The following is a 21,732-nucleotide window of genomic DNA, read 5'->3' as shown; positions in this document are numbered from 1 at the left end:
TGAGACTCCAGTGTCTGGGAAAGATCGCAGCCTCGTTGCACTCGACAGCTCCTACATAGCTGCTACGGCCAAGCGGGAGTAAGCTCTATGCCGCCGGGGATGCGCTATGTCGACTGGCGTGGTTCGACATTGTCCAGTGCGCGGTTCGCCAGTAAGCCGCTCAGTTCGATCAATTGCTGAATGCCCATGGCTACGTGCCGCCTGGAGCCTTTCAGGTCGAATGCCAGGTCGCTGACCATGGCATTGGCCGAAGCCAGGGTTTCGCTGAGGTTGGCCAGCAGGGATTCGGTGTTGGCGCCATTGACGACGGTGAACAGTTGGCCTGGATCGGCCTCGGGCTTGTTGGGTTTGGGCTTGAGGTAGTGGTCGAGGATGCGGTCGGCGGCTTTGTCGAATGCTTTTGAGTGTGTATTGGTTGGGTCGGGATCGGGTGGGTTGGGTGTTGGTTTGAACATGGTGAATCTCCGTGATTGGTTGAGCCACCACGACCTATCGCTAAACAAGTAAAGGTGGCGGCTGTACGCAGGTTAGCGATCCGGGTCACAGAAACCCCGGGTAGACCAGAAGGTCTCCCACGCACAGCCACCATTAAGCGAGTTGCAGATGTAAAAGACTGCAATCGAGACTGGGCATTGTTGCGTCTGTGTTGAGTCGGATCGCTAAACCCGATCGCTGATTTTCAGCGACGGGGAAACGATAAAGCCCGACTCCAAGGCACACAAGCCGGCGGATTCTGGCGTAGTTGTAGGCAACGGCGCAAGGCGGCGTAGCCTGCTCCTGAATGGTCCTACATCGAAATAAACATGGTGCTTGCAAGGCGCTTGTGGCGAGGGGATTTATCCCCGCTCGGCTGCGCAGCAGTCGTAACCCGGCTGACGCGGTTCATCTGTTGCACCGCGTTGTCTGTCTTGGGGCTGCTGCGCAGCCCTGCGGGGATAAATCCCCTCGCCACAGGGTTAACCATGCCCCCGAACAGTATGTGTGAGGGCGGGAAGGTGATTTCAGTCGTGGCGCCGCGTTACGACGAACAACTGATCTCCAGGTGTTTGCCCCACTCCGGCGGGCGTTGCGCGTAGCTGTCCATGCCCGGTTGTTCCTCGAACGGCTTGCTCAGCACGGTATGCAGGCGGCGCACTTCTTCGTAGTCGCCTGATTCGGCGGCGTCGATGGCTTTCTGTGCCAGGTAGTTGCGCAGCACGTACAGCGGGTTGACGGCGTGCATGCGCGCGCGGCGTTGGTCTTGATCGACGGGGCCTTCGCGATTGACGCGGGCAACATACAGTTCGCCCCAGGCGTCGAAGCCCTTGAGGTCGACGAAGTCATCGCGCAGGGTGGTCACGGCTTGCTCGGGCGCCTGGTCGCCCAGTCGGCGGAAGAACAGGCTGTAGTCGACGCCGCTGTTCTGCATCAATTGCAGCAAGCGCTCCAGCAGTTTCTGGTCGTCTTCTTCGGCGCGGGTCAGGCCGAGGCGGCGGCGCATCAGGTCCAGGTAATGGGCCTGGTACAGCGGCAAGTACAACCCGAGGGTCTCGCGCAGGGCGTCGACGCTGATGAAGGGTGTCAGGGCTTGGGCCAGGGCGCTGAGGTTCCACTGGCCGATGGGCACCTGGTTGCTGAACGAGTAACGACCCTGGTCATCGGAGTGGTTGCAGATGAAGTTGGCATCGAAGTCGTCGAGGAAGGCGAACGGTCCGAAGTCGAAGGTGATGCCCAGGATCGACATGTTGTCGGTGTTCATCACTCCATGGCAGAAACCGTAGGCCTGCCATTTGGCAATCAGCTCGGCATTGCGCTCGACGATTTCGCGGAACATCGCCAGGTACGGTTCCGGTTGTTCACGGCACTCGGCAAAGTGCAGGTTCAACACGTGCTCGGCGAGGGCCGCATGCAGTTCGGGTTTCTTGGTGTAGTAGAAGTATTCGAAATGCCCGAAGCGCACATGGCTGGGGGCCAGGCGCAGCACCATGGCGGCGCGCTCCTGCTTTTCCCTCCATACCGGGGTGTCCGAGCCGATCACGCACAAGGCCCGGGTGGTGGGAATGCCGAGGGCGTGCAGGGCTTCGGAGGCGAGGAATTCGCGGATCGAGGAACGCAGCACCGCGCGCCCGTCGCCCATCCGTGAGAACGGCGTCTGGCCGGCGCCCTTGAGGTGCAGGTCCCAGTGCTCGCCAGCCTCGTTGTACACCTCGCCCAGCAGCAATCCTCGACCGTCGCCCAGTTGTGGGTTGTAGTGACCGAACTGATGCCCGGAATACACCATCGCCCGTGGCTCGGTTTCGGCCCAGAGCTTGTGGCCGCCAAAGATCTCGGCGAACAGCGGTGCCTGGGCTTGCGCCGGGTCCAGGTCCAGCAACGCCATGGCCGCCGGGCTGGCGACCACCAGCCGTGGATTGTCGATGGGCTCGGGCAGCACATGGGTCGAGAAACCGTCGCCCAGGCGGGCGAAGCGGTTATCGAAGGTCAGGGTTTCCAGCGTTTTCATGGCCGTCTCCGGCGGGACGCCCGCAGGCAACCCGCGATCAGTCGAGTGTGCCTTGCGGCGGCTCAGGCACCGGCTTGATGCTGGCGACAGCCGACGGCACGGGCGGGATGGTCTTTTTATCAGGCTCGGCGGGTACCAGTTTGTACTCCTGGCCTTGCATGTTCTTCAGATAGATTTCCATCTGCCGGAAGGAGATATTGATGTGCTCCTTCTTGAATTCCCGATTGATGAAGCGGTTGATCTCGTCCAGCACCGGGTTGCGGTCACCGAGGTCGCGTACGTGCATGCGCAACTCATGGTCCAGGGTGCTTTCACCGAAGTTCAGGAAGTACACGATCGGCTCCGGTTCCTTCAGCACCCGTGGGTTCTCGCGGGCGGCCTTGAGCAGCAACTCACGCACCCGGTCCAGGTCCGAGCCGTAGTCCACGCCCAGTTTCAGGGTCACCCGGGTGACGGTGTCGGTCAGCGACCAGTTGATCAGTTGCCCGGTGATGAACGTCTTGTTCGGGACGATGATGTCCTTGCGGTCGAAATCGGTGATGGTGGTCGCACGAATGCGGATCTTGCTCACCGTGCCCGACAGGTTGCCGATGGTGATGGTGTCGCCGATGCGCACCGGGCGCTCGAACAGGATCATGATCCCGGAGATGAAGTTGGCGAAGATCTCCTGCATGCCGAAGCCCAGGCCCACCGACAGCGCGGCCACCAGCCATTGCAGTTTGTCCCAGCTCACGCCCAGGGTGGACAGGGTGGTGACGAAACCGACGCCGGCGATCACATAGGACAGCAGCGTGGTGGTGGCATAGGCACTGCCCTGGGCCAGGTTCAGCTTCGACAGCACGAACACTTCCAGCAGGCCCGGCAGGTTGCGCGCCAGGGCGAAGGTGATGCCGATGATGATCAGCGCCCCGAGCATGTCGCCGATGCTGATGGGCACCATGCTCATGTTGGCGCCGGTGCCGCTGGTGTATTCGTAGAGGGTGATGTTGTCCAGGTACGAGAACACGCTGATCAGGTCCGACCAGACCCAATACAGCGCGGCGATGAAACCACCCAGCAGGGCCAGGCGGATCAGGCGCAGGGACTGTTCGTTGACCTTCTCGATGTCCAGCGTCGGCTCCTCGACCACCGCTTCGCCATCGCCGGCTTCCTTGGCCGCCTGGCGCTTGGCCAGGGCGCGCTGGTAGGCCAGGCGCCGCGCCGCCACCGACAGGCCGCGGACGAAGGTCGCCTCGATCACCAGCCAGAACATCAGCAGGTACAGGGTATTGATCAAGCGGTCGCTGAGTTTCAGCGCGGTGTAGTAGTAGCCAAAGCACACCGCCACGAACAGTGCGATGGGCAGCGCGGTGAACAGTACCCCGACGGCCTTGCGGAACAGCGAAGTGTTCCTGTGCGTCGGGCTGCTGAGCAACAGGCGGCTGAGCAACCACGCCATCAGCGCGTAGCAGGTCAGCACCACCGGCATGCCGAGCACGTCATCGGCCAGGCTCGCGGGTTGCAACTCGGCCACGGCCACCACGGCCACCAACGCCAGCACCACCAGCCCGAGCCGGCGGATCCAGCCTTGGAGGAATTCGACCTGGGGTTTCTCCCAGCGGAAATGCAACTCGGCCACGCCGCCCGGCGACAACACTCGATAGGCGGTGTAGAACACCAGCCAGGCCTGGCCGATCTGCAGCAGCGCCGCGCCGAGGTTGGCGTTCTGACCGCGGGCGTCGATCTGCAAGGCATAGCCGCAGAGGGTCAGCGCCAGGGCCACCGGCATGGCCAGCAGGATATTGATCAGGATCGCCTGGGGAGTGTGCCACTGGCTGTCGCGCTTGAAGTGGCCAACGTCTTGGTGAACCTTGTTCAGGCGGGCATAGAGATGCTTGCGCCGCCACAGCAGCGCACCGATCAGCAGCGCCAGGGGCAGGAACAGCAGCGGCCGCTGCGTCAGGCCATCGGCCAGCTCGCTGAGGCTGGAGGCCCAGGGCAACGAGTCGATCTGTTTTTCCAGGCGCGTCGGTACGGCACGCATCCATTCGAAATCCAGCGGTTTATTGCTGGGAATCCAGAACATCTGCTCTTCGAGGGTCGCCCGCAGGTTCTGGGCGGTGCTGAGCAGTTGTTTCTGGTTGAGCTGCAAGGTGATCGATTCGTTGAGCACCGCGCTCAATTCGCGGTTCAGCCGTTCCAGCAGGTCGACACGGGTCAGGGCCAGTTCCAGCAAGGTTTTGCGCAGTTGCGGGGTGACTTGTTCCGAGGGCTGGGAGGCCAGCAGGCTGTCGACGTAGGCGCTGGGGTTGTTCAGCAGCTCACGTTGCTGGCTGACTTCGAACTGGTACAGGCGGATGTCGGCGATCTGGTCGGCCAGGTTCTGGTCGAGCTTGAGGCGCGGCAAGGTCTGGCGCTGCTTGTAGAGGATCTTGGAGAGCAGCAGGCTGCCCTTGAGCACGCTGATCTGCTCGTCCAGGGCCGCGTCGGTCTGGGTCACGCTGTCCAGCAGTTGCTTGGTCTGCAGGTTCTGCTGGGTGACCTCGTTGAGGCGGTCGGTGCTTTTGAGCAGGTAGTCGGAAAGCTTCAGGTTGGCCGCGCTTTCGGTCGCCAGCAAGCTGCTGCCACCAGCCTTCTGGGCTTCGATGGATTGCTGGGTCACCGTCTCCTGGGATTGGGCCAGGCGCTTCTGGTTGATCAGGTTCTGCAGGTCCTGGATTTCCTGCTCCATGCGGGCGATTTTTTCCATCAGCAGGTCGTGCTGGCCGTTGCCCAGGTCCTGCAGTTGGCTGTTACCGGCCAGTTCCTGGCGGCGTAGCGGGATCAGTGCATTGAGCGCCGCCAACTCGGCGTTGAGCTGGTCGCGTTGCTCGTTGCTCAGGGTCTTGCCGGCGTCCCGGCCGGCCTTGAGGATGGCATTGATCTGCTGGATGCGGGTCTGGCTGCTGGAAATTTCCGCCTGGGCACGCTCGGGACGGGTCTGGGCGGTGATGATCAGGCTGTTGGCGTCGGCCAGGGCTTTTTGCAGATCGCCCTGCTGGGTGGAGCGATCCGAGAGCATTTGCTCGAGCTGGGGAATCGGCAGGTTGGCGTAGCGTTGCGCCACCGGCACCACCGTGGTGCCCTTGAGCCGCGCCAGTTCGCGCTGGTTCTCGATGTTCTGCTTGGGCGCGGTGGCCAGTTGCTGCTTGAGCGCCTGCAGCTTCTGTTCGTAGTCGGCCTTGTTGTTGAGCTGGGTCAGCGTGCCCTGCAAGACGGCCTGCAGGGCTTTCTGGTCGGCCTCCGGCAGTTTGCTTTCGGCGATCTTGTCCAGGCTGGCCTGCACCGAAGCGCTGGTGGGAAGATCCGCGGCTTGCAGCGTGCAGATGGAGAGACTCAGGCCCAGCAGGGCGGTGGCGAAAAAGGAGCGCAGGGTAGGCATAGAGACCGGTCAAGCAAATGAGAGTGGGAGCAGTTTAGAGGAACAAGCCGGGACCCGGGCGACTTCCTTCGGGGAATCTGACGCCCACTTTGCCGATCTTGTTCCCGTCCATGGCCGCGACGGTCCACAGGGTGTTGTTCCAATCCACCTGGTCGCCGACCACTGGTGCGCCGCCCACTTTCTGGGCGATGAAGCGGCCCAGGGACATGTCCGGATCGATGCCGTCCAGCTTCAACCCGTACAGCGCGGCAACCGCGGCCAGCTGGGCGTCTCCTTCGAGTACGAAGTCGCCGAAGAAGCGCAGATCCAGGCCCCGTTGCGGCGCTTGGCTGAACAGTTTTCCAAGGGCCGGCAAATCGTGTTCATGGCCGATAACACACAGCAAATCATCGACTTCCAACACCGTACTACCCGACGGATGGAGCAGTTGCTGGCCACGAAACAGGGCGGCGATGCGGGTGCCTTCGGGCATTTTCAGGTCCCGCAGGGGCGAGCCGATGCACCATTTTTCCGCGCCCAGGCGATAAATGAACAGCTCCCACTCGCTGGTGACGTGCACTTCCAGCGCGGCCCGGGAAATCGGCAGCGGTTCGGGCGGGACGGTCACGTGCAGCAACTTGGCGACCCACGGCAGGCTCGTGCCCTGTACCAGCAGCGAGACCAGCACGATAAAGAACGCCAGGTTGAAATAGAGCTGGGCGTGGGGCAGGCCGGCCATCAGCGGGAACACGGCCAGGATGATCGGCACCGCGCCGCGCAGGCCGACCCAGGAAATGAAGGCTTTCTCGCGACCATGGAACGCCTTGAACGGCAGCAGGCCCACCATGACCGACAACGGACGGGCAAACAGGATCATCCACAGCGCTAGGCCCAGGGCCGGCAGGGCGATCGGCAGCAGGTCGTGGGGCGTGACCAGCAGCCCCAGCACCAGGAACATGCCGATCTGGGCCAGCCAGGCCATGCCATCGAGCATGTGCAGGATGCCGTGGCGGCTGCGCACTGGGCGGTTGCCGATCACCAGGCCGCACAGGTACACCGCCAGGAAACCGCTGCCGTGCAGGGCGTTGGTCAGGGCGAACACGGCCAGGCCGCCACTGATGACGAGGATCGGGTAGAGGCCGTTGGCCAGATTGATGCGATTGACCAACTGCAGCATCAGCCAGCCACCGCCCAGGCCGAGTACCGAACCGATGCCGAACTCACGCACCAGGTGCCCGAGCAGGCTCCAGTGCAGGCCGGTTTCACCGCTGGCGAGCATGCCGATCAGGGTGACGGTGAGGAACACCGCCATGGGGTCGTTACTGCCGGACTCGATCTCGAGGGTGGCGCTGACCCGCTCGTTCAGGCCCTTGCCGCCCAGCAGCGAGAACACCGCCGCGGCATCGGTCGAGCCGACGATGGCACCGATCAGCAGGCCCTGGATCAGGTTCAGATTGAACAGCCAGGCCGCCGCCAACCCGGTCAGCCCGGTGGTGATCAACACACCGACCGTGGCCAGGGACAACGCCGGCCACAGCGCCACGCGGAAACTCGAGACCCGTGTGCGCAAGCCGCCGTCCAGCAGGATGACGGCCAAGGCGAGGTTGCCGACCAGATAAGCCGTGGCGTAGTTATCGAAAAGGATACCGGCACCGTCGACACCGGCCACCATGCCCACGGCCAGGATGATCACCAGGATCGGGATGCCCAGGCGGGACGAAAGAGAACTGACCAGGATGCTCGCACCTACCAGCAACGCGCCGATCAAGAACAGGCTGTTGATGGTCGCTGCAGTCAAAGGCGTTACTCCGGGAAAACTGAGGGGCGGGCACAGACTGACCATGCAGTCTGCGTGCCAGCGATTCTAACCTGTTGAAATGTGATGCTGTCAAAAAAGGTTGGGAGGGAGGGGAGTTGATCGTTCCCACGCTCTGCGTGGGAATGCCTCAACGGGCGCTCCGCGTTCGGCTTTAGGGACGCAGAGCGTCCCCGGCTGCATTCCCACGCGGAGCGTGGGAACGATCATCAACGATCGGCGGGGAGCGGTTAAAGGCTGAACCGCCCGACCATGCTGTTCAGGTCCACGGCCAGGCGCGACAGTTCGGCGCTGGCGGCACTGGTCTGGTTGGCGCCGGTGGCAGACTGCACCGACAGGTCGCGGATGTTCACCAGGTTGCGGTCCACTTCACGGGCCACCTGGGCCTGTTCCTCGGCGGCGCTGGCGATCACCAGGTTGCGTTCGTTGATTTCGACGATGGCCGTGTTGATGGTGTCCAGGGACAGGCCGGCGCCACGGGCGATGTTCAGGGTCGACTCGGCGCGCTCGGTGCTGTTGCGCATCGAATCCACGGCGTGTTCGGTGCCGCTCTGGATGCTGCCGATCATGCGTTCGATCTCGCTGGTCGACTGCTGGGTACGGTGGGCCAGGGCGCGGACTTCGTCGGCCACCACGGCAAAACCACGACCGGCCTCACCGGCACGGGCGGCTTCGATGGCGGCGTTCAGAGCCAGCAGGTTGGTCTGGTCGGCCAGGCCGCGGATCACGTCCAGCACTTTGCCGATATCGCGGGACTCATTGGCCAGGTTACCGATCAGCGTGGCGGTGCTTTGTACGTCGGCACTCATGCGTTCGATGGCACCGACGGTTTCCTGCACCAGGTCGCGGCCGTCGCCAGCGGATGTGGTGGCGTGCTTCGACGCCTCCGACGTGCTGACCGCATTGCGTGCGACCTCTTCCACGGCGCTGGTCATCTCGTTGACCGCTGTCGCGGCCTGTTCGATTTCGTTGTTCTGCTGGGTCAGGCCCCGGGCGCTTTCGTCAGTGACGGCGTTGAGCTCTTCGGCCGCCGACGCCAGCTGTGTGGCCGAACCGGAGATCCGTTGCAAGGTATCGCGCAGTTTTTCCTGCATGGTCGACATCGCCCGCAGCAGGCGACCGGCTTCGTCGCTGCCGTCCACGGTGATCGGCCGGGTCAGGTTGCCCTTGGCGATTTCTTCGGCGGCATCCAACGCGTTGGCGATCGGCTTGGTGATGCTGTTGGTCAGCAGCCAGGCGAACAGCAGGGTCAGGCCGGTGGCGATGACCAGCAGGGTGACCACCCAGTTGAAAGCGCTTGAATATTGTTGCGCCGCGCCCTTATTGAGCGCCTCGGCTTGCAGGTTGTTGATCTCCAGCAAGCGGCCGATTGCGACATTGATGGCATCGGAGTTGCTCAGCAGTTCAGTGTTGAGCAACGTGCGCAGTTCATCGACCTGATTGTTGCGTGACAGGGTTTTCATGCGCTCTTCGAGCTGACGGTACTGCCCGAGCAGTTGCACATACTGATCGTAGGCGGCCCGCTCTTCCGGAGCGCTGATGAGCTTTTCGTAGGCGGCCTGGGCCACGCGGATCTGTTGGCCGCGTTGTTCCAGCAGATCGTAGGTTTTCTGCTGGATGTCCGGCTCGCGGTTGACCAGCAAGCGATAGGACAAGACGCGCAGGCGCAGGGTGAGTTGGGTGAACTCATCCAGGGCCTTGATACTGGGCACGCTGTTCTGGGCGATGATTTCGCCAGACCCGCGGATTTTGCTCATCTGGGTCAGAGCGAATACCCCAAGGGCCAGCATCAGGGCGCCAATCAAGGCAAACCCGAGGAACGCCCGCGGCGCGATGTTCATATTACGTAGGGACATGGAAAATACCGAAAGAAAATAGAGGCGTCCGTGCGGGGCTGAGACTGCTGTTAGCTGGCTTATCGGTCATGGGCCTGAAGTCTTGAGGCGTTGTGGGCTTTTGTCGCAGGACAAGGCCTGCCACGCGACGAAGGGTAGGAACCCGATGCATGAATCGCAGTCTCTACAGCTCGCGAGCCAAGCACCGCCACCGTGTAAAGCGTGGCATCGGCGGTGACTTTTCTTTATCGTACGCGCCCCTTGAAAAAGCCTGGAAATCAATATGTTGGAAACATCCCTCAGCCAACTGGAGCAACTGGTCAACGACCTGGTGCAACAGAACCTGCACCTTACCGGCCTGAACGAAACCCTGAGCGCCGAACTTGCCAGGGCCAAGGATGAAAACGAAAGCCTGCAACTGAGCCTGATGGAACAGGAAGAACTGCACGGCGCCACCGCCGCCCGCATCCAGGCCCTGATCGAGCGCGCCAGCGCCGGTCCTGTCAGCGCATGAAGCACGGCGCCGATGGGGTGACGGTCATCTCGATCCTGGGAGAAGACTATTCAATCAAAGCGCCGGCCGGGCAGGAACAGGCCCTGTTGGACGCCGCTTCGATGCTCAAGGCCGCACTGGCCGACACGAAAAGGAAATACCCGACGCTGATCGGCGATCGCCTTCTGGTACTGGCGGCCATGAACCTGTGTTCGCAACAGATCGACATGCAGAAGAGCCATCAGGCGGAACTCGACCGTTACCAAGAGCAAGTCAGCGCCACGGTCGAGGTGATTGCCAAGACGATCCAGCAGGCCTGAAACCGTTAACGAATATTGACTGTGGGGCTTGTGTGGGAGCGAGCTTGCTCGCGATGGCGTCAGCACAGTGGCCTGTGTGTTGGCTGAAACACCGCTATCGCGAGCAAGCTCGCTCCCACAGTGGATCGGTGGTGAACGCAGAGGTCGTGTTCACTTGGAACCCCCTGTGGGAGCGAGCTCGCTCGCGATTGGTTTTCAGCTGCACCGCAAGACCCGCCTCAGAACCACTCATCCCGCATCCCCAGGCACGTATCATCCCGCGCCTCGAGAATCGCCAGCTCATGGTGACACCCCGGTACTTCCCAAGTCAGGAAGTAGCGCGCCGCTTGCAGCTTGCCTTTATAGAAGTCGCTGTCCGCGGCATTGCCCCTGGCCAGGCCTTCCTCGGCACGAATCGCCTGTTCCAGCCAGCGCCAGCCGATCACCATGTGCCCAAACACTTTCAGGTACAGCGCCGAGTTGGCGAGGCTGCTGTTGACCTTGCCCTGGGCCAGGTCCGTCAGCAGGCCCAGGGTGACGGTTTGCAGGCGCGCCACCAACGCTTCCAGCGGCTGGCGTAATGGCGTCAATGATGGGTGCGCCTGGGCCCGTTCGGTGGTGTCGGCCACCAGGCGGATCAACTGCTTGAGCCCGGCGCCGCCATTCTGCGCCAGCTTTCGCCCCAGCAGGTCCAGGGACTGGATGCCGTGGGTGCCTTCATGGATCGGGTTCAGACGGTTGTCGCGATAATACTGCTCCACCGGGTATTCGCGGGTGTAGCCGTGACCGCCCAGGATCTGGATCGCCAGTTCGTTGGCTTTCAGGCAGAACTCCGAGGGCCAGGATTTGACGATGGGGGTCAGCAGGTCCAGCAGTTCATGGGCGCGCCGACGCTCGGCTTCGCTGTCCAGGGTGGTGGTGTCGTCGAACAGCCGTGCTGCGTACAAGCCCAGGTCAAACGAACCCTCGACGTAGGCTTTTTGGGTCAAGAGCATGCGGCGCACGTCGGCGTGCTGGATGATCGCCACCGGGGCGGTGGTCGGGTCCTTGCTGTCGGGCACTCGGCCCTGCGGACGTTCGCGGGCGTATTCAAGGGAATATAGGTAGCCGGCGTAACCCAGCATCACCGCGCCCATGCCGACGCCGATGCGCGCCTCGTTCATCATCTGGAACATGTAGCTCAGGCCGTGGTGCGGCTTGCCCACGAGGTAACCGACGCATTCGCCGTTGTCACCGAAGTTCAACGCCGTCGACGTGGTGCCGCGCCAGCCCATCTTGTGGAACAGCCCGGCCAGCAGCACATCGTTACGCGGGCCGAGGCTGCCATCGTCGTTGACCAGGAACTTGGGCACGATAAACAGCGAAATGCCCTTCACGCCCGGCGGCGCGTCCGGCAATTTCGCCAGGACCATGTGCACGATGTTTTCCGACAGCGGATGATCGCCACCGGAGATGAAGATCTTGTTGCCCTTGAGTCGATAGGTGCCATCGGACGCTGGCTCTGCCCGTGTACGAATATCCGACAGCGAAGAACCCGCATGGGGCTCGGTCAGGGCCATGGTGCCGAAGAAGCGGCCGTCGATCATCGGTTGCAGGAAGCGTTGCTTCTGCTCATCGCTGCCGAAGCTTTCGATCAGGTTCGCCGCGCCCATGGTCAGGAACGGGTAAGAGGTCGATGCGGCATTGGCCGACTGGAAGTGTGCGAAGCAAGCCTGGGACAGCAGCGTCGGCAACTGCATACCTCCGGCGTCGAAGCTGCGCGCGGCATTGAGAAAACCGGCCTCCAGAAAGGCATCCACCGCCGGCTTTACCTCGGGAATCAGGACCGCCTGGCCGTTCTCGTAGCGCGGTTCGTTTTCATCGTTCTTGCGGTTGTGGGGCGAGAAGAATTTTTCGGCGATGCTGCGGGCCGTGCCGAGGGCTGCGTCGAAGGTCTCGCGATTGTGTTCAGCAAACCGCTCGCGCTGGGTCAGGCCCTCGGCATCGAGGACTTCGTACAGCTCGAAAGCCAGATTGCGGGAACTGAGCAGCGTCTCGGACATGGCGGCCTACCTTTTTTTGGAATGGGCCGAGTCTAGGTGCGAGGCAGGAGGGTGAACAGCAAGATTGATTTGGGTGATGGAGTGGCAGAACGCAGGGGGTGATCTGATGCGGATAAAATGTGGGAGCGAGCTTGCTCGCGATAGCGATTTCACACACAACAAAGATGTTGGCTGTCAGGTCGCTATCGCGAGCAAGCTCGCTCCCACAGGGTCGGTGGGCTGAGCATCTATTGCCGATGCTCAGCGAATGTCGCGCTTAACCGATAGTCATCAGGCTGGCGTTACCCCCCGCCGCAGCGGTGTTGACGCTCAAGGCCCGCTCGATCACCAGACGCTCCAACGCAATGTTGGTTTCGCCCTGGGACAAACCATGCACCCCGACGATGGCGCCGGCACGCTTGGCCACCTGCTGGCAAACGTCGCGCAGTTGGTCCGAATCGCCGTGGTGCAGGACCGCGTCGAACAGCACATCGTCCTTGGTCCAGTCGGCAACCCGCCGGATGCGTGCCTGAATCTCTTTCGGCAAGCGGGCGAACAAAGCCTTGCTGGTGTCGGTTTCCGGCCACACGGCCGAGCCGCCCACGGCCAGTACGGCCGCCAGTTGCGTCAGCAGGTCGCCTTCCACGTCGGCCAGGCACAGCACGTGCTCGCGCGGCAGGATGGCGTAGCTGTTGCGTTCGCCGGTCGGGCCGGTCAACTGGCGGGTGATGCCGCTTTGCGATTGGGCCGCGAACTGCACGCACAGGGCGCTCAGTTCGGCGAGCTTCTGGCTGTCGGCCCAGGCTTGCAGGGCGGTCAGCGGTTTGCTCATGGCATCGCGCAAGCGCAGGTCCGGCGCAACCAAGGCATCGCCGCGCACGAAGGACTGCTGGATCGCATCGGTAGGACGAGTCGACAGCAGACGATACAGGTACAGCGGGCCACCGGCCTTGGGACCGGTGCCCGACAGCCCTTCGCCACCAAACGGCTGTACACCGACCACGGCGCCGACAATGTTGCGGTTGACGTAGACGTTGCCGGCATGGACGTTGTCGATCACCTTGGCGATGGTCTCGTCGATACGTGTGTGTACGCCCAGGGTCAGGCCGTAGCCGGAGGCGTTGATCTGGTCGATCAACTGACCCAGTTCCTTGCGCTTGTAGCGCACCACGTGCAGCACCGGGCCGAAGATCTCCCGCTGCAGCTCGTCGAAGCTTTCCAGCTCGATCAGGGTCGGCATCACGAAGGTGCCGCGCTTGCACTCGTCGCTGTCGGCGATTGCCATCTGGTAGACGGTGCGCCCCTTGTCGCGCATGGCCTGGATGTGTTTCTCGATGCCAGCCTTGGCCTCGGCGTCGATCACCGGGCCGATGTCCACCGACAGGCGCTCGGGGTTGCCGAGGCGCGATTCGGCCATGGCGCCCTTGAGCATTTCGATGACGCGGTCGGCGGAATCTTCCTGCAGGCACAGGACCCGCAGGGCCGAGCAACGCTGGCCGGCACTGTCGAAGGCCGAGGACACGACGTCGATGACCACTTGCTCGGTCAGGGCCGAGGAGTCGACGATCATCGCGTTCTGGCCGCCGGTCTCGGCGATCAGCGGGATCGGCCGGCCCTGGTTGTCCAGGCGACCGGCGATGTTGCGTTGCAGCAGGCGGGCGACTTCGGTGGAACCGGTGAACATCACGCCTTTGACCCGCTCGTCACCCACCAGGCGGGCGCCGACGGTTTCGCCGCGACCCGGCAGCAGTTGCAGCACGCCTTCCGGAATGCCGGCTTCGAGCATCAGGCGCACCGCCTGGGCCGCCACCAGCGGCGTTTGCTCGGCGGGCTTGGCCAGAACCGGGTTGCCGGCGGCCAGTGCGGCGGCGACCTGGCCGCTGAAAATCGCCAGCGGGAAGTTCCACGGGCTGATGCAGACCACCGGGCCCAGTGGGCGGTGGGCGTCGTTGGTGAAATCGTTGCGCGCCTGCACCGCGTAGTAGCGCAGGAAGTCCACGGCTTCACGCACTTCGGCGATGGCGTTGGCGAAGGTCTTGCCGGCTTCGCGGGCCAGCAGGCCCATCAGGGGCTGGATCTCGCCTTCCATCAGGTCGGCGGCACGCTCGAGGATCGCGGCGCGTTCGGCTGGTGGCGTGGCCTGCCAGATCGGTGCAGCGTTGAGGGCACACTGGATGGCGTTGTCAACGTCGGCAACCGTCGCTTCCTGCACATGGCCGACCACATCGCGGTGATCGGACGGGTTCAGCACCGCTGCCGGGGTTTCTTCGCTGGCAGCGCAACCGAGCATCGGCGCGGCTTTCCAGTCGTTATGGGCGGTGGCCAGCAGGGCGCAGGACAGCGACGCCAGGCGATGCTCGTTGGCCAGGTCGATGCCGCTGGAGTTGGCGCGGTCGCTGCCGTACAGGTCGCGCGGCAGCGGAATACGCGGGTGCGGCAGGCCGAAACCGCCTTCCAGGGTTGCCATCTGCTCGATGCTGGCCACAGGATCGGCCACCAGTTCCTGGATGGAAATCGACTGGTCGGCGATGCGGTTGACGAACGAGGTGTTCGCGCCGTTTTCCAGCAAGCGGCGTACGAGGTAGGCCAGCAGTGTTTCGTGGGTGCCGACCGGGGCGTACACACGGCACGGACGGTTCAGCTTACCTTCGGAGACCTTGCCTACAACTTGTTCGTACAGCGGTTCACCCATGCCGTGCAGGCACTGGAATTCGTACTGGCCCGGGTAATAGTTCTGACCGGCGATGTGGTAAATGGCCGACAGGGTATGGGCGTTGTGCGTGGCGAATTGCGGGTAGATGACTTCCGGCACCGACAGCAGCTTGCGCGCGCAGGCGATGTAGGACACGTCGGTGTACACCTTGCGGGTGTAGACCGGATAGCCTTCCAGGCCTTCGACCTGGGCGCGCTTGATCTCGCTGTCCCAGTACGCGCCTTTTACCAGGCGAATCATCAGGCGGTGGCGGCTGCGCCGGGCCAGGTCGATGACGTAGTCGATCACATACGGGCAACGCTTCTGGTAGGCCTGGATCACGAAGCCGATGCCGTTCCAGCCGGTCAGCTGCGGCTCGAAGCACAGGCGCTCCAGCAGGTCCAGGGACAGTTCGAGGCGGTCGGCTTCCTCGGCGTCGATGTTCAGGCCGATGTCGTATTGCTTGGCCAGCAGGGTCAGCGACAGCAGGCGCGGGTACAGCTCGTCCATGACGCGCTCATACTGGGCGCGGCTGTAGCGCGGGTGCAGGGCCGAGAGCTTGATGGAAATGCCCGGGCCTTCATAAATCCCACGGCCATGGGACGCTTTGCCGATCGAGTGAATGGCTTGTTCGTACGAGGCCAGGTACTTCTGGGCGTCATGTTCGGTGAGCGCGGCTTCACCCAGCATGTCGTAGGAATAGCGGAAACCCTTGGCTTCGAACTTGCTGGCGTTGGCCAGGGCTTCGGCGATGGTTTCGCCGGTGACGAACTGCTCGCCCATCAGGCGCATGGCCATGTCGACGCCCTTGCGGATCATCGGCTCGCCGCTCTTGCCGATGATGCGGCTCAGGGAGGAGGTCAGGCCCGTTTCGTTATGGGTGGCGACCAGCTTGCCGGTCAGCAACAGGCCCCAAGTGGCGGCATTGACGAACAGCGACGGGCTGTTGCCCAGGTGCGGCTGCCAGTTGCCGGTGCTGATCTTGTCGCGGATCAGCGCATCGCGAGTGCCTTTGTCCGGGATGCGCAGCAGCGCCTCGGCCAGGCACATCAGGGCTACGCCTTCCTGGGACGACAGGGAAAATTCCTGCAGTAAGCCCTGAACGATACCGGCACGGCCGCCGGCACTTTTCTGGTTACGCAGTTTTTCCGCAATCGACGCCGCCAGCTTGTTGGTGGCATCGGCCACTTCCACCGGCAGGCGGGCCTGCTCGATCAGCATCGGCACCACTTCCGGCTCAGGGCGACGGTAAGCGGCGGTAATGGAGGCGCGCAGGACCGATTGCGGCAGGATGCTCTCGGCAAACTCGAGGAAGCATTGGTGAGCGTGGTCGACCTGTACGTCGCCGGCATCCTCGCTGTCGGCGCGAGGTGAACCGTTCAGCTCGGTCAGGGTTGCACCACCCTCGAGTTTTTCCAGGTAATTGAAAATTGCCTGCTTGATCAGCCAGTGCGGCGTGCGATCGATCGAGGTTGCGGCCGCCTTGAGGCGTTCGCGGGTCGGGTCATCGAGTTTGACCCCAAGGGTGGTGGTAGCCATATTTGTATCCTCATGTTTACCACGTATGGCGTGGCATCAGCTGGCGGCAAGATTAGCTGCGCGATGATTGAGGTGCAACCGGGTGCAACCCTTTTTTTCTTGAAACGACAGACAGCTCATCCGGAAGCCAGGACGACCCCGTCAATCCTGCACCGGCTTAGTGCTTTGGCTTCTAGCGATGCCCTACGGACTGCACTAAAAGGGAGCAAAAAACGGCGATTTCGCGATAAAAACGATAAGGTGCAACTTATTGAGCGAAACTGGTTGCACCTTATTTGATTTGTTGAATAGCATTCGCGGCCAAGGTGCAACCGGCTCCAAGCCAAGGGGCATCGGCTGATGACTTTCCTGGGGAAACATCAGTCATAAATTCGCGGGATTGCAAATCGTCGCTACAACGTCTGCGTTGTCGGCGCTTCCAACTGCCACCGCACCATAAAAACAAAGCCAGGGCGTAACTCATGAGTGTTAGTAATCCCACCTTGATCACTTTCGTGATCTACATCGCAGCCATGGTCCTGATCGGCCTGATGGCTTACCGCTCCACCAATAACCTATCCGACTATATCCTGGGCGGTCGCAGCCTGGGCAGCGTGGTCACGGCGTTGTCCGCCGGTGCCTCCGACATGAGCGGTTGGTTGTTGATGGGTTTGCCGGGTGCCATCTATATGTCTGGCCTGTCGGAAAGCTGGATCGCCATCGGCCTGATCGTCGGCGCCTACCTGAACTGGCTGTTCGTGGCCGGTCGCCTGCGGGTGCAGACCGAGCACAACGGTGATGCCCTGACGCTGCCGGATTACTTCTCCAGCCGTTTCGAAGACAAGAGCGGCCTGCTGCGGATCATCTCCGCGGTGGTGATCCTGGTGTTCTTCACCATCTACTGCGCTTCCGGCATCGTGGCCGGTGCCCGTCTGTTCGAAAGCACCTTCGGCATGTCCTACGAGACCGCGCTGTGGGCCGGTGCTGCCGCGACCATCGCCTACACCTTCGTTGGCGGTTTCCTGGCCGTGAGCTGGACCGACACCGTACAAGCGACCCTGATGATCTTCGCGCTGATCCTCACGCCGATCATCGTGCTGCTGGCCACTGGCGGCGTGGACACCACCTTCCTGGCCATCGAAGCGAAAGACCCTACTTCGTTCGATATGCTCAAGAACACCACCTTCATCGGCATCATCTCGCTGATGGGCTGGGGCCTGGGTTATTTCGGTCAACCGCACATCCTGGCGCGCTTCATGGCGGCGGATTCGGTCAAGTCCATCGCCAACGCCCGTCGCATCTCCATGACCTGGATGATCCTGTGCCTGGGCGGCACCGTGGCCGTCGGCTTCTTCGGTATCGCGTACTTCTCGGCACACCCGGAAGTGGCCGGCCCCGTGACCGAGAATCATGAACGCGTGTTCATCGAGCTGGCAAAACTGCTGTTCAACCCATGGATTGCCGGTGTACTGCTGTCGGCCATCCTGGCCGCGGTGATGAGTACCCTGAGCTGCCAATTGCTGGTGTGCTCCAGCGCCCTGACCGAAGACTTCTACAAGACCTTCCTGCGCAAGAGCGCTTCCCAGCTGGAACTGGTCTGGGTCGGTCGCGCCATGGTGTTGCTGGTGGCCTTGGTCGCCATTGCCCTGGCCGCTAACCCGGAAAACCGCGTACTGGGTCTGGTGAGCTACGCCTGGGCCGGTTTCGGTGCTGCCTTCGGCCCGGTTGTGCTGATCTCCGTCATTTGGAAGAACATGACCCGCAATGGCGCGCTCGCCGGCATTCTGGTGGGGGCGATCACCGTGATCGTCTGGAAGCATTTCGCGCTGCTGGGCCTGTACGAAATCATCCCGGGCTTCCTCTTCGCCAGCCTGGCCATCTACCTCGTCAGCAAGATGGGCTCGCCTACCGCAGGTATGTTGCAGCGCTTCGACGCGGCGGAAAAAGATTTTCGTCTGAACCAGTAAGGCCTTCAGCGGCTTCGAGCCCGCGGGCGATCCATTGTGGCGAGGGAGCTCGCTCCCGCTGAGTTCTGTAGGCGCTGGCGAAGCCTGCGATCTTTTGATCTTTCACTTGAGGCTCAAGTGTTTGGAGAAAGATCGCAGCCTCGCTCCGCTCGACAGCTCCTACCGCTGGGCTCGCGAGTTATATAGAGCCTGAACACAGCGTCCTGGCCGTTCCTGATCTCTGACTGCCACCCCCGGAACCATCCGCCGCCAGATCGAGTGCGTTGCGATGCTTCGAACGTCTATCGGAAAATGCATCACGATTTGCAGCTTTATAGCTTCTTGGATGTAGGGGAAATCTGTTTTTCCTGACCTCCCATACACGTCCCCCACTGCTCGTGCAGAATCGCCCGCCTCCATTCAGCAGAGGCACATCGGATGTTCCCGCCTGCCAATCCACCGCGTTTCACGCTGACCTTCGACAGCGGGCCGAATGAACTCAGGGTGCTTGAGTTCAAGGGCAAGGAAACCATCAGCCAGCCCTATCGCTTCGACGTGGAACTGGTCAGCGAGCGCTGCGACCTGGTACTGGAAGAACTTCTGCATCGCCAGGCATTCCTGCGGTTCGATGGCCGGGGAAGGGGCATACATGGTCAGGTCTACAGCGTAGCCCAGGGTGATTCGGGCAGACGCCTGACCCGTTACCAGATCAGCCTGGTGCCACGCCTGGCCTACTTGCGCCACCGCATCAACCAGCGGATTTTCCAGCACTTGAGCGTGCCTGGTATCGTCGCCCAGGTGCTGAAGGAACACGGGATCCTGGAGGGGGCCTTCCAGTTCATCCTCGCAGTGCACTATCCCGAGCGTGAATACTGTGTGCAGTACGCCGAAAGCGACCTGGCGTTCATCGAGCGGATTTGTGCCGAAGTTGGTATCCACTATCACTTTCGGCACCGCCCTGACGGCCACTTGCTGGTGTTCGGTGACGATCAGACCGGGTTCTCCCGCCTGCCCGAATCGACGCTGTACCTGGCGGACAGCGGCATGGCTGCCGATGCGCCGGCCATCAAGCGTTTGGCGGTGCGACTCCAGACCCGCGCCACGGCCGTAACGTTGCGTGACTACGACTTCCGCAAGCCCGGCTTGTTGTTGCAAACCCACCTCGACAATCGGCAGCTGCCAGCGCTCGAGGACTATCGCTACCCCGGAGGGTTCTGCGACCGGGACGATGGCAAGCACCTGGCCCGGCGTGCCCTTGAGCGTCACGGCGCCGATCATCGCGTGGCGCAGGGCAGCAGTGATGACAGCGCTTTCGTCAGCGGGCATTTCATGCGTATCGAGGGCCACCCCCGGGAGCAGTGGAACGATCTCTGGCTCCTGACGCATATCGACCATCATGGCCGCCAGCCCCAGGTGCTGGAAGAAACAGCCTCCGCCGGCCCGGATGGATTCCAGGGCTACAGAAACACTTTTCTCGCCACACCGTGGGAGGTGTTTTTTCGGCCGCCCCTGCACCCTGAAAAGCCCCGTGCCAACGGCTATCAGTCAGCGGTGGTGACCGGGCCGGTGGACAGCGAGATCCATTGCGATGAATTCGGGCGGGTCAAGGTGCAACTGGCCTGGGATCGCGACGGCCAGCGCGACGAGCATTCCAGTTGCTGGCTGCGAGTGGCCTCGGGTTGGGCCCATGATCGCTATGGTGCAGTGATGATTCCCCGGGTCGGCATGGAGGTCCTTGTGGGGTTCATCGATGGTGACGTGGACAAGCCATTGGTGGTGGGCTGTCTGCCCAACGGCGCCAACCCGGTGCCGTTGGACCTGCCCGCGGACAAGACCTGCAGTGTATGGCGCAGCCAGAGCAGTCCCGGTGGGGCAGGCTACAACGAGTTGCGCATCGAGGACCGCAAGGGGGCCGAGGAAATCTACCTGCGGGCCCAGCGCAACTGGACCCAACACGTGCTGCACGACCAGCGGGTGCAGGTCGATCACGAGCGCAGCATCGTCGTCACCGGTACGGCACGGCACGAACTCAAGGCCGATGAGCAGCGCGTTACCCATGGCCGGCGCCAGGCTGAGGTCCGCCAGGACGATCATCTGCTGGTGGGCGGCGAGCGGCATGTTCGCGTGACCAGCCAGGTCCTGAGCGCCAGCCGGCAGTTTCATGTCAGCGCCGGCCAGCAAGTGGTCCTGGAGGCTGGCGCCAGTGTGACCCTCCAGGCTGGCGGTCATTGGATCAACATTGGCGCCGACGGGATTTTCAGCAGCGTGCCGATCGAGGTCGGTGGGGCGCCGATGGCGGTCATGGGGGCGGAGGCGGGTTCGCCGGTCAGCTCCGGGCAGCAGGTCGCTGTGCCGGCCCCTCGGCTTTCCCTGGCGCAAATCCTCAGCTTCCAAGGCTCGGCGCCGTTCTGCGAGGAGTGCGAGCGTTGCAGAAACGGCGTCTGCGCAGGGCCTTCGGCCTTCCACAAAACGGTCGACACACAGGAGCGCCCATGAACAGCGGTCAAACGCCCCGCGCCTGGCTTGAGAGCCATCCGTTGCAGGCGGCCGAGCAACTTTTCGCCATTTTCTGCAACGCCAGCGGTCCTGGGGCGTTGGCGGCCTGGCGGCGTTCGATGGCCACGACACCCACGGCGATCTGGGCCGACACGCCGTATGCCGAGTGGGAAGCGGTCATGCCCTATGTAGGGCTTGTTCGCGCAGACTGTGGGTTTCTTGATTGGATAGCGGCCACCGACTCGCTCGATTGGGGTTGGCTGGTGGTGTCGTGTGCCAGCCAGGAAACCCTTGCCGAGCATTTGCGTGGGTTGACGCAGGTGCTGTTGCCGGGTGGCAAGTCGGTTTTCCTGCGTTTTTGGGATGGGCGCTTCATGGGGCCGATCCTGCAATCGACGGCGGTGGATGCCGGGGAACTCTTGCCGGTCATCAATCGTTGCCTGATCAACGGTCAATCCCTTGAGTTAGTCGGAAACGTCCAGCGGCCGGCGCGGATTTTTCCTTGGTGGGAAGTGCCGGTGGCGCTGCTGGATGCCATGACCGAGGCCCCGGCGAATTGTCTGGTGGATAACTTGCTCACGTGGCTTGGCCAAGAGCATCCGTCTCTGTACGAGCGCGTCGACCACCGCATCCTGCGGCGCAAGATTGCTCACTTTCTTGAGCGATCGAAGCCGGTTGTCGCGCCAAAGGCGCCCTTGCAGGCGTACTTGCTGCGGGAGCTGGGCTGATCGTGGCGCGTCCGCCGGGCTGCCAAC

At 62.6% G+C, this 21,732-nt stretch carries 12 protein-coding genes; 5 read left to right on the top strand and 7 right to left on the bottom strand.

Annotation, left to right across the window (positions count from 1 at the left end; genetic code table 11):
- Positions 1 to 104: 104 nt before the first annotated feature.
- The 5 genes from BM321_RS21590 to BM321_RS21570 form a co-directional block, all read right to left on the bottom strand.
- A complete protein-coding gene (locus tag BM321_RS21590; RefSeq protein ID WP_092444666.1) occupies positions 105 to 455 on the bottom strand; it encodes a DUF6124 family protein in 351 nt (116 codons plus the stop codon).
- A gap of 563 nt (positions 456 to 1,018) precedes the next feature.
- The gene (gene selO / locus BM321_RS21585; protein ID WP_092444664.1) at positions 1,019 to 2,482 is read right to left on the bottom strand and encodes a protein adenylyltransferase SelO; all 1,464 of its coding nucleotides are present in this window, start codon (positions 2,480 to 2,482) and stop codon (positions 1,019 to 1,021) included.
- A gap of 37 nt (positions 2,483 to 2,519) precedes the next feature.
- Positions 2,520 to 5,882, bottom strand: coding sequence for a mechanosensitive channel MscK (mscK, locus tag BM321_RS21580; RefSeq protein WP_092444662.1), 3,363 nt, complete (start codon positions 5,880 to 5,882; stop codon positions 2,520 to 2,522).
- 34 nt (positions 5,883 to 5,916) lie between these two features.
- Positions 5,917 to 7,659: a potassium/proton antiporter gene (locus BM321_RS21575; RefSeq protein ID WP_092203455.1), complete on the bottom strand. Its 1,743-nt coding sequence runs from the start codon at positions 7,657 to 7,659 to the stop codon at positions 5,917 to 5,919.
- Between the two features lie 248 nt (positions 7,660 to 7,907).
- Complete coding sequence (locus BM321_RS21570) at positions 7,908 to 9,533, bottom strand: methyl-accepting chemotaxis protein (protein WP_092444660.1); 1,626 nt, start codon at positions 9,531 to 9,533, stop codon at positions 7,908 to 7,910.
- A gap of 262 nt (positions 9,534 to 9,795) precedes the next feature.
- On the opposite strand from BM321_RS21570, the gene BM321_RS21565 reads away from it, so the two are divergent.
- Positions 9,796 to 10,026 (top strand): hypothetical protein, encoded by a 231-nt coding sequence (locus BM321_RS21565; protein ID WP_053117769.1) that lies wholly within the window; start codon positions 9,796 to 9,798, stop codon positions 10,024 to 10,026.
- Positions 10,023 to 10,325, top strand: a complete 303-nt coding sequence (locus BM321_RS21560) for a cell division protein ZapA (RefSeq protein WP_092444658.1) — start codon at positions 10,023 to 10,025, stop codon at positions 10,323 to 10,325. The genes BM321_RS21565 and BM321_RS21560 overlap by 4 nt, the downstream gene beginning before the upstream one ends.
- 218 nt (positions 10,326 to 10,543) lie before the next feature.
- On the opposite strand, the gene BM321_RS21555 is transcribed toward BM321_RS21560, so the two are convergent.
- Together BM321_RS21555 and putA are read right to left on the bottom strand one after the other, a co-directional pair.
- Positions 10,544 to 12,346: an acyl-CoA dehydrogenase gene (locus BM321_RS21555; protein ID WP_092444657.1), complete on the bottom strand. Its 1,803-nt coding sequence runs from the start codon at positions 12,344 to 12,346 to the stop codon at positions 10,544 to 10,546.
- 256 nt (positions 12,347 to 12,602) lie between these two features.
- Complete coding sequence (gene putA, locus BM321_RS21550; RefSeq protein WP_092444655.1) at positions 12,603 to 16,556, bottom strand: trifunctional transcriptional regulator/proline dehydrogenase/L-glutamate gamma-semialdehyde dehydrogenase; 3,954 nt, start codon at positions 16,554 to 16,556, stop codon at positions 12,603 to 12,605.
- 461 nt (positions 16,557 to 17,017) lie between these two features.
- Here putA and putP point away from each other — a divergent pair, with 461 nt between their 5' ends.
- From putP to BM321_RS21535, 3 genes are all read left to right on the top strand, one after another.
- Entirely contained in the window at positions 17,018 to 18,502 is a 1,485-nt protein-coding gene (gene putP, locus BM321_RS21545; protein WP_092444653.1) for a sodium/proline symporter PutP, read from the top strand.
- A 417-nt stretch (positions 18,503 to 18,919) separates the two neighbouring features.
- On the top strand, positions 18,920 to 20,977 hold the full coding sequence (locus BM321_RS21540) for a type VI secretion system Vgr family protein (protein WP_092444651.1): 2,058 nt from the start codon (positions 18,920 to 18,922) through the stop codon (positions 20,975 to 20,977).
- Positions 20,974 to 21,705 carry a DUF4123 domain-containing protein gene (locus BM321_RS21535; RefSeq protein WP_175534955.1) on the top strand — a complete coding sequence of 244 codons (732 nt, stop codon included), beginning with the start codon at positions 20,974 to 20,976 and terminating at the stop codon, positions 21,703 to 21,705. The genes BM321_RS21540 and BM321_RS21535 overlap by 4 nt, the downstream gene beginning before the upstream one ends.
- Positions 21,706 to 21,732: the final 27 nt, after the last annotated feature.

Origin of the sequence: Pseudomonas sp. NFIX10 (assembly GCF_900111955.1) — a bacterium.
In the GTDB taxonomy this organism is placed as follows: domain Bacteria; phylum Pseudomonadota; class Gammaproteobacteria; order Pseudomonadales; family Pseudomonadaceae; genus Aquipseudomonas; species Aquipseudomonas fluorescens_AA.
Note: the sequence above shows the minus strand (reverse complement) of the source record. Positions and strands in the feature narration are given on the sequence as shown.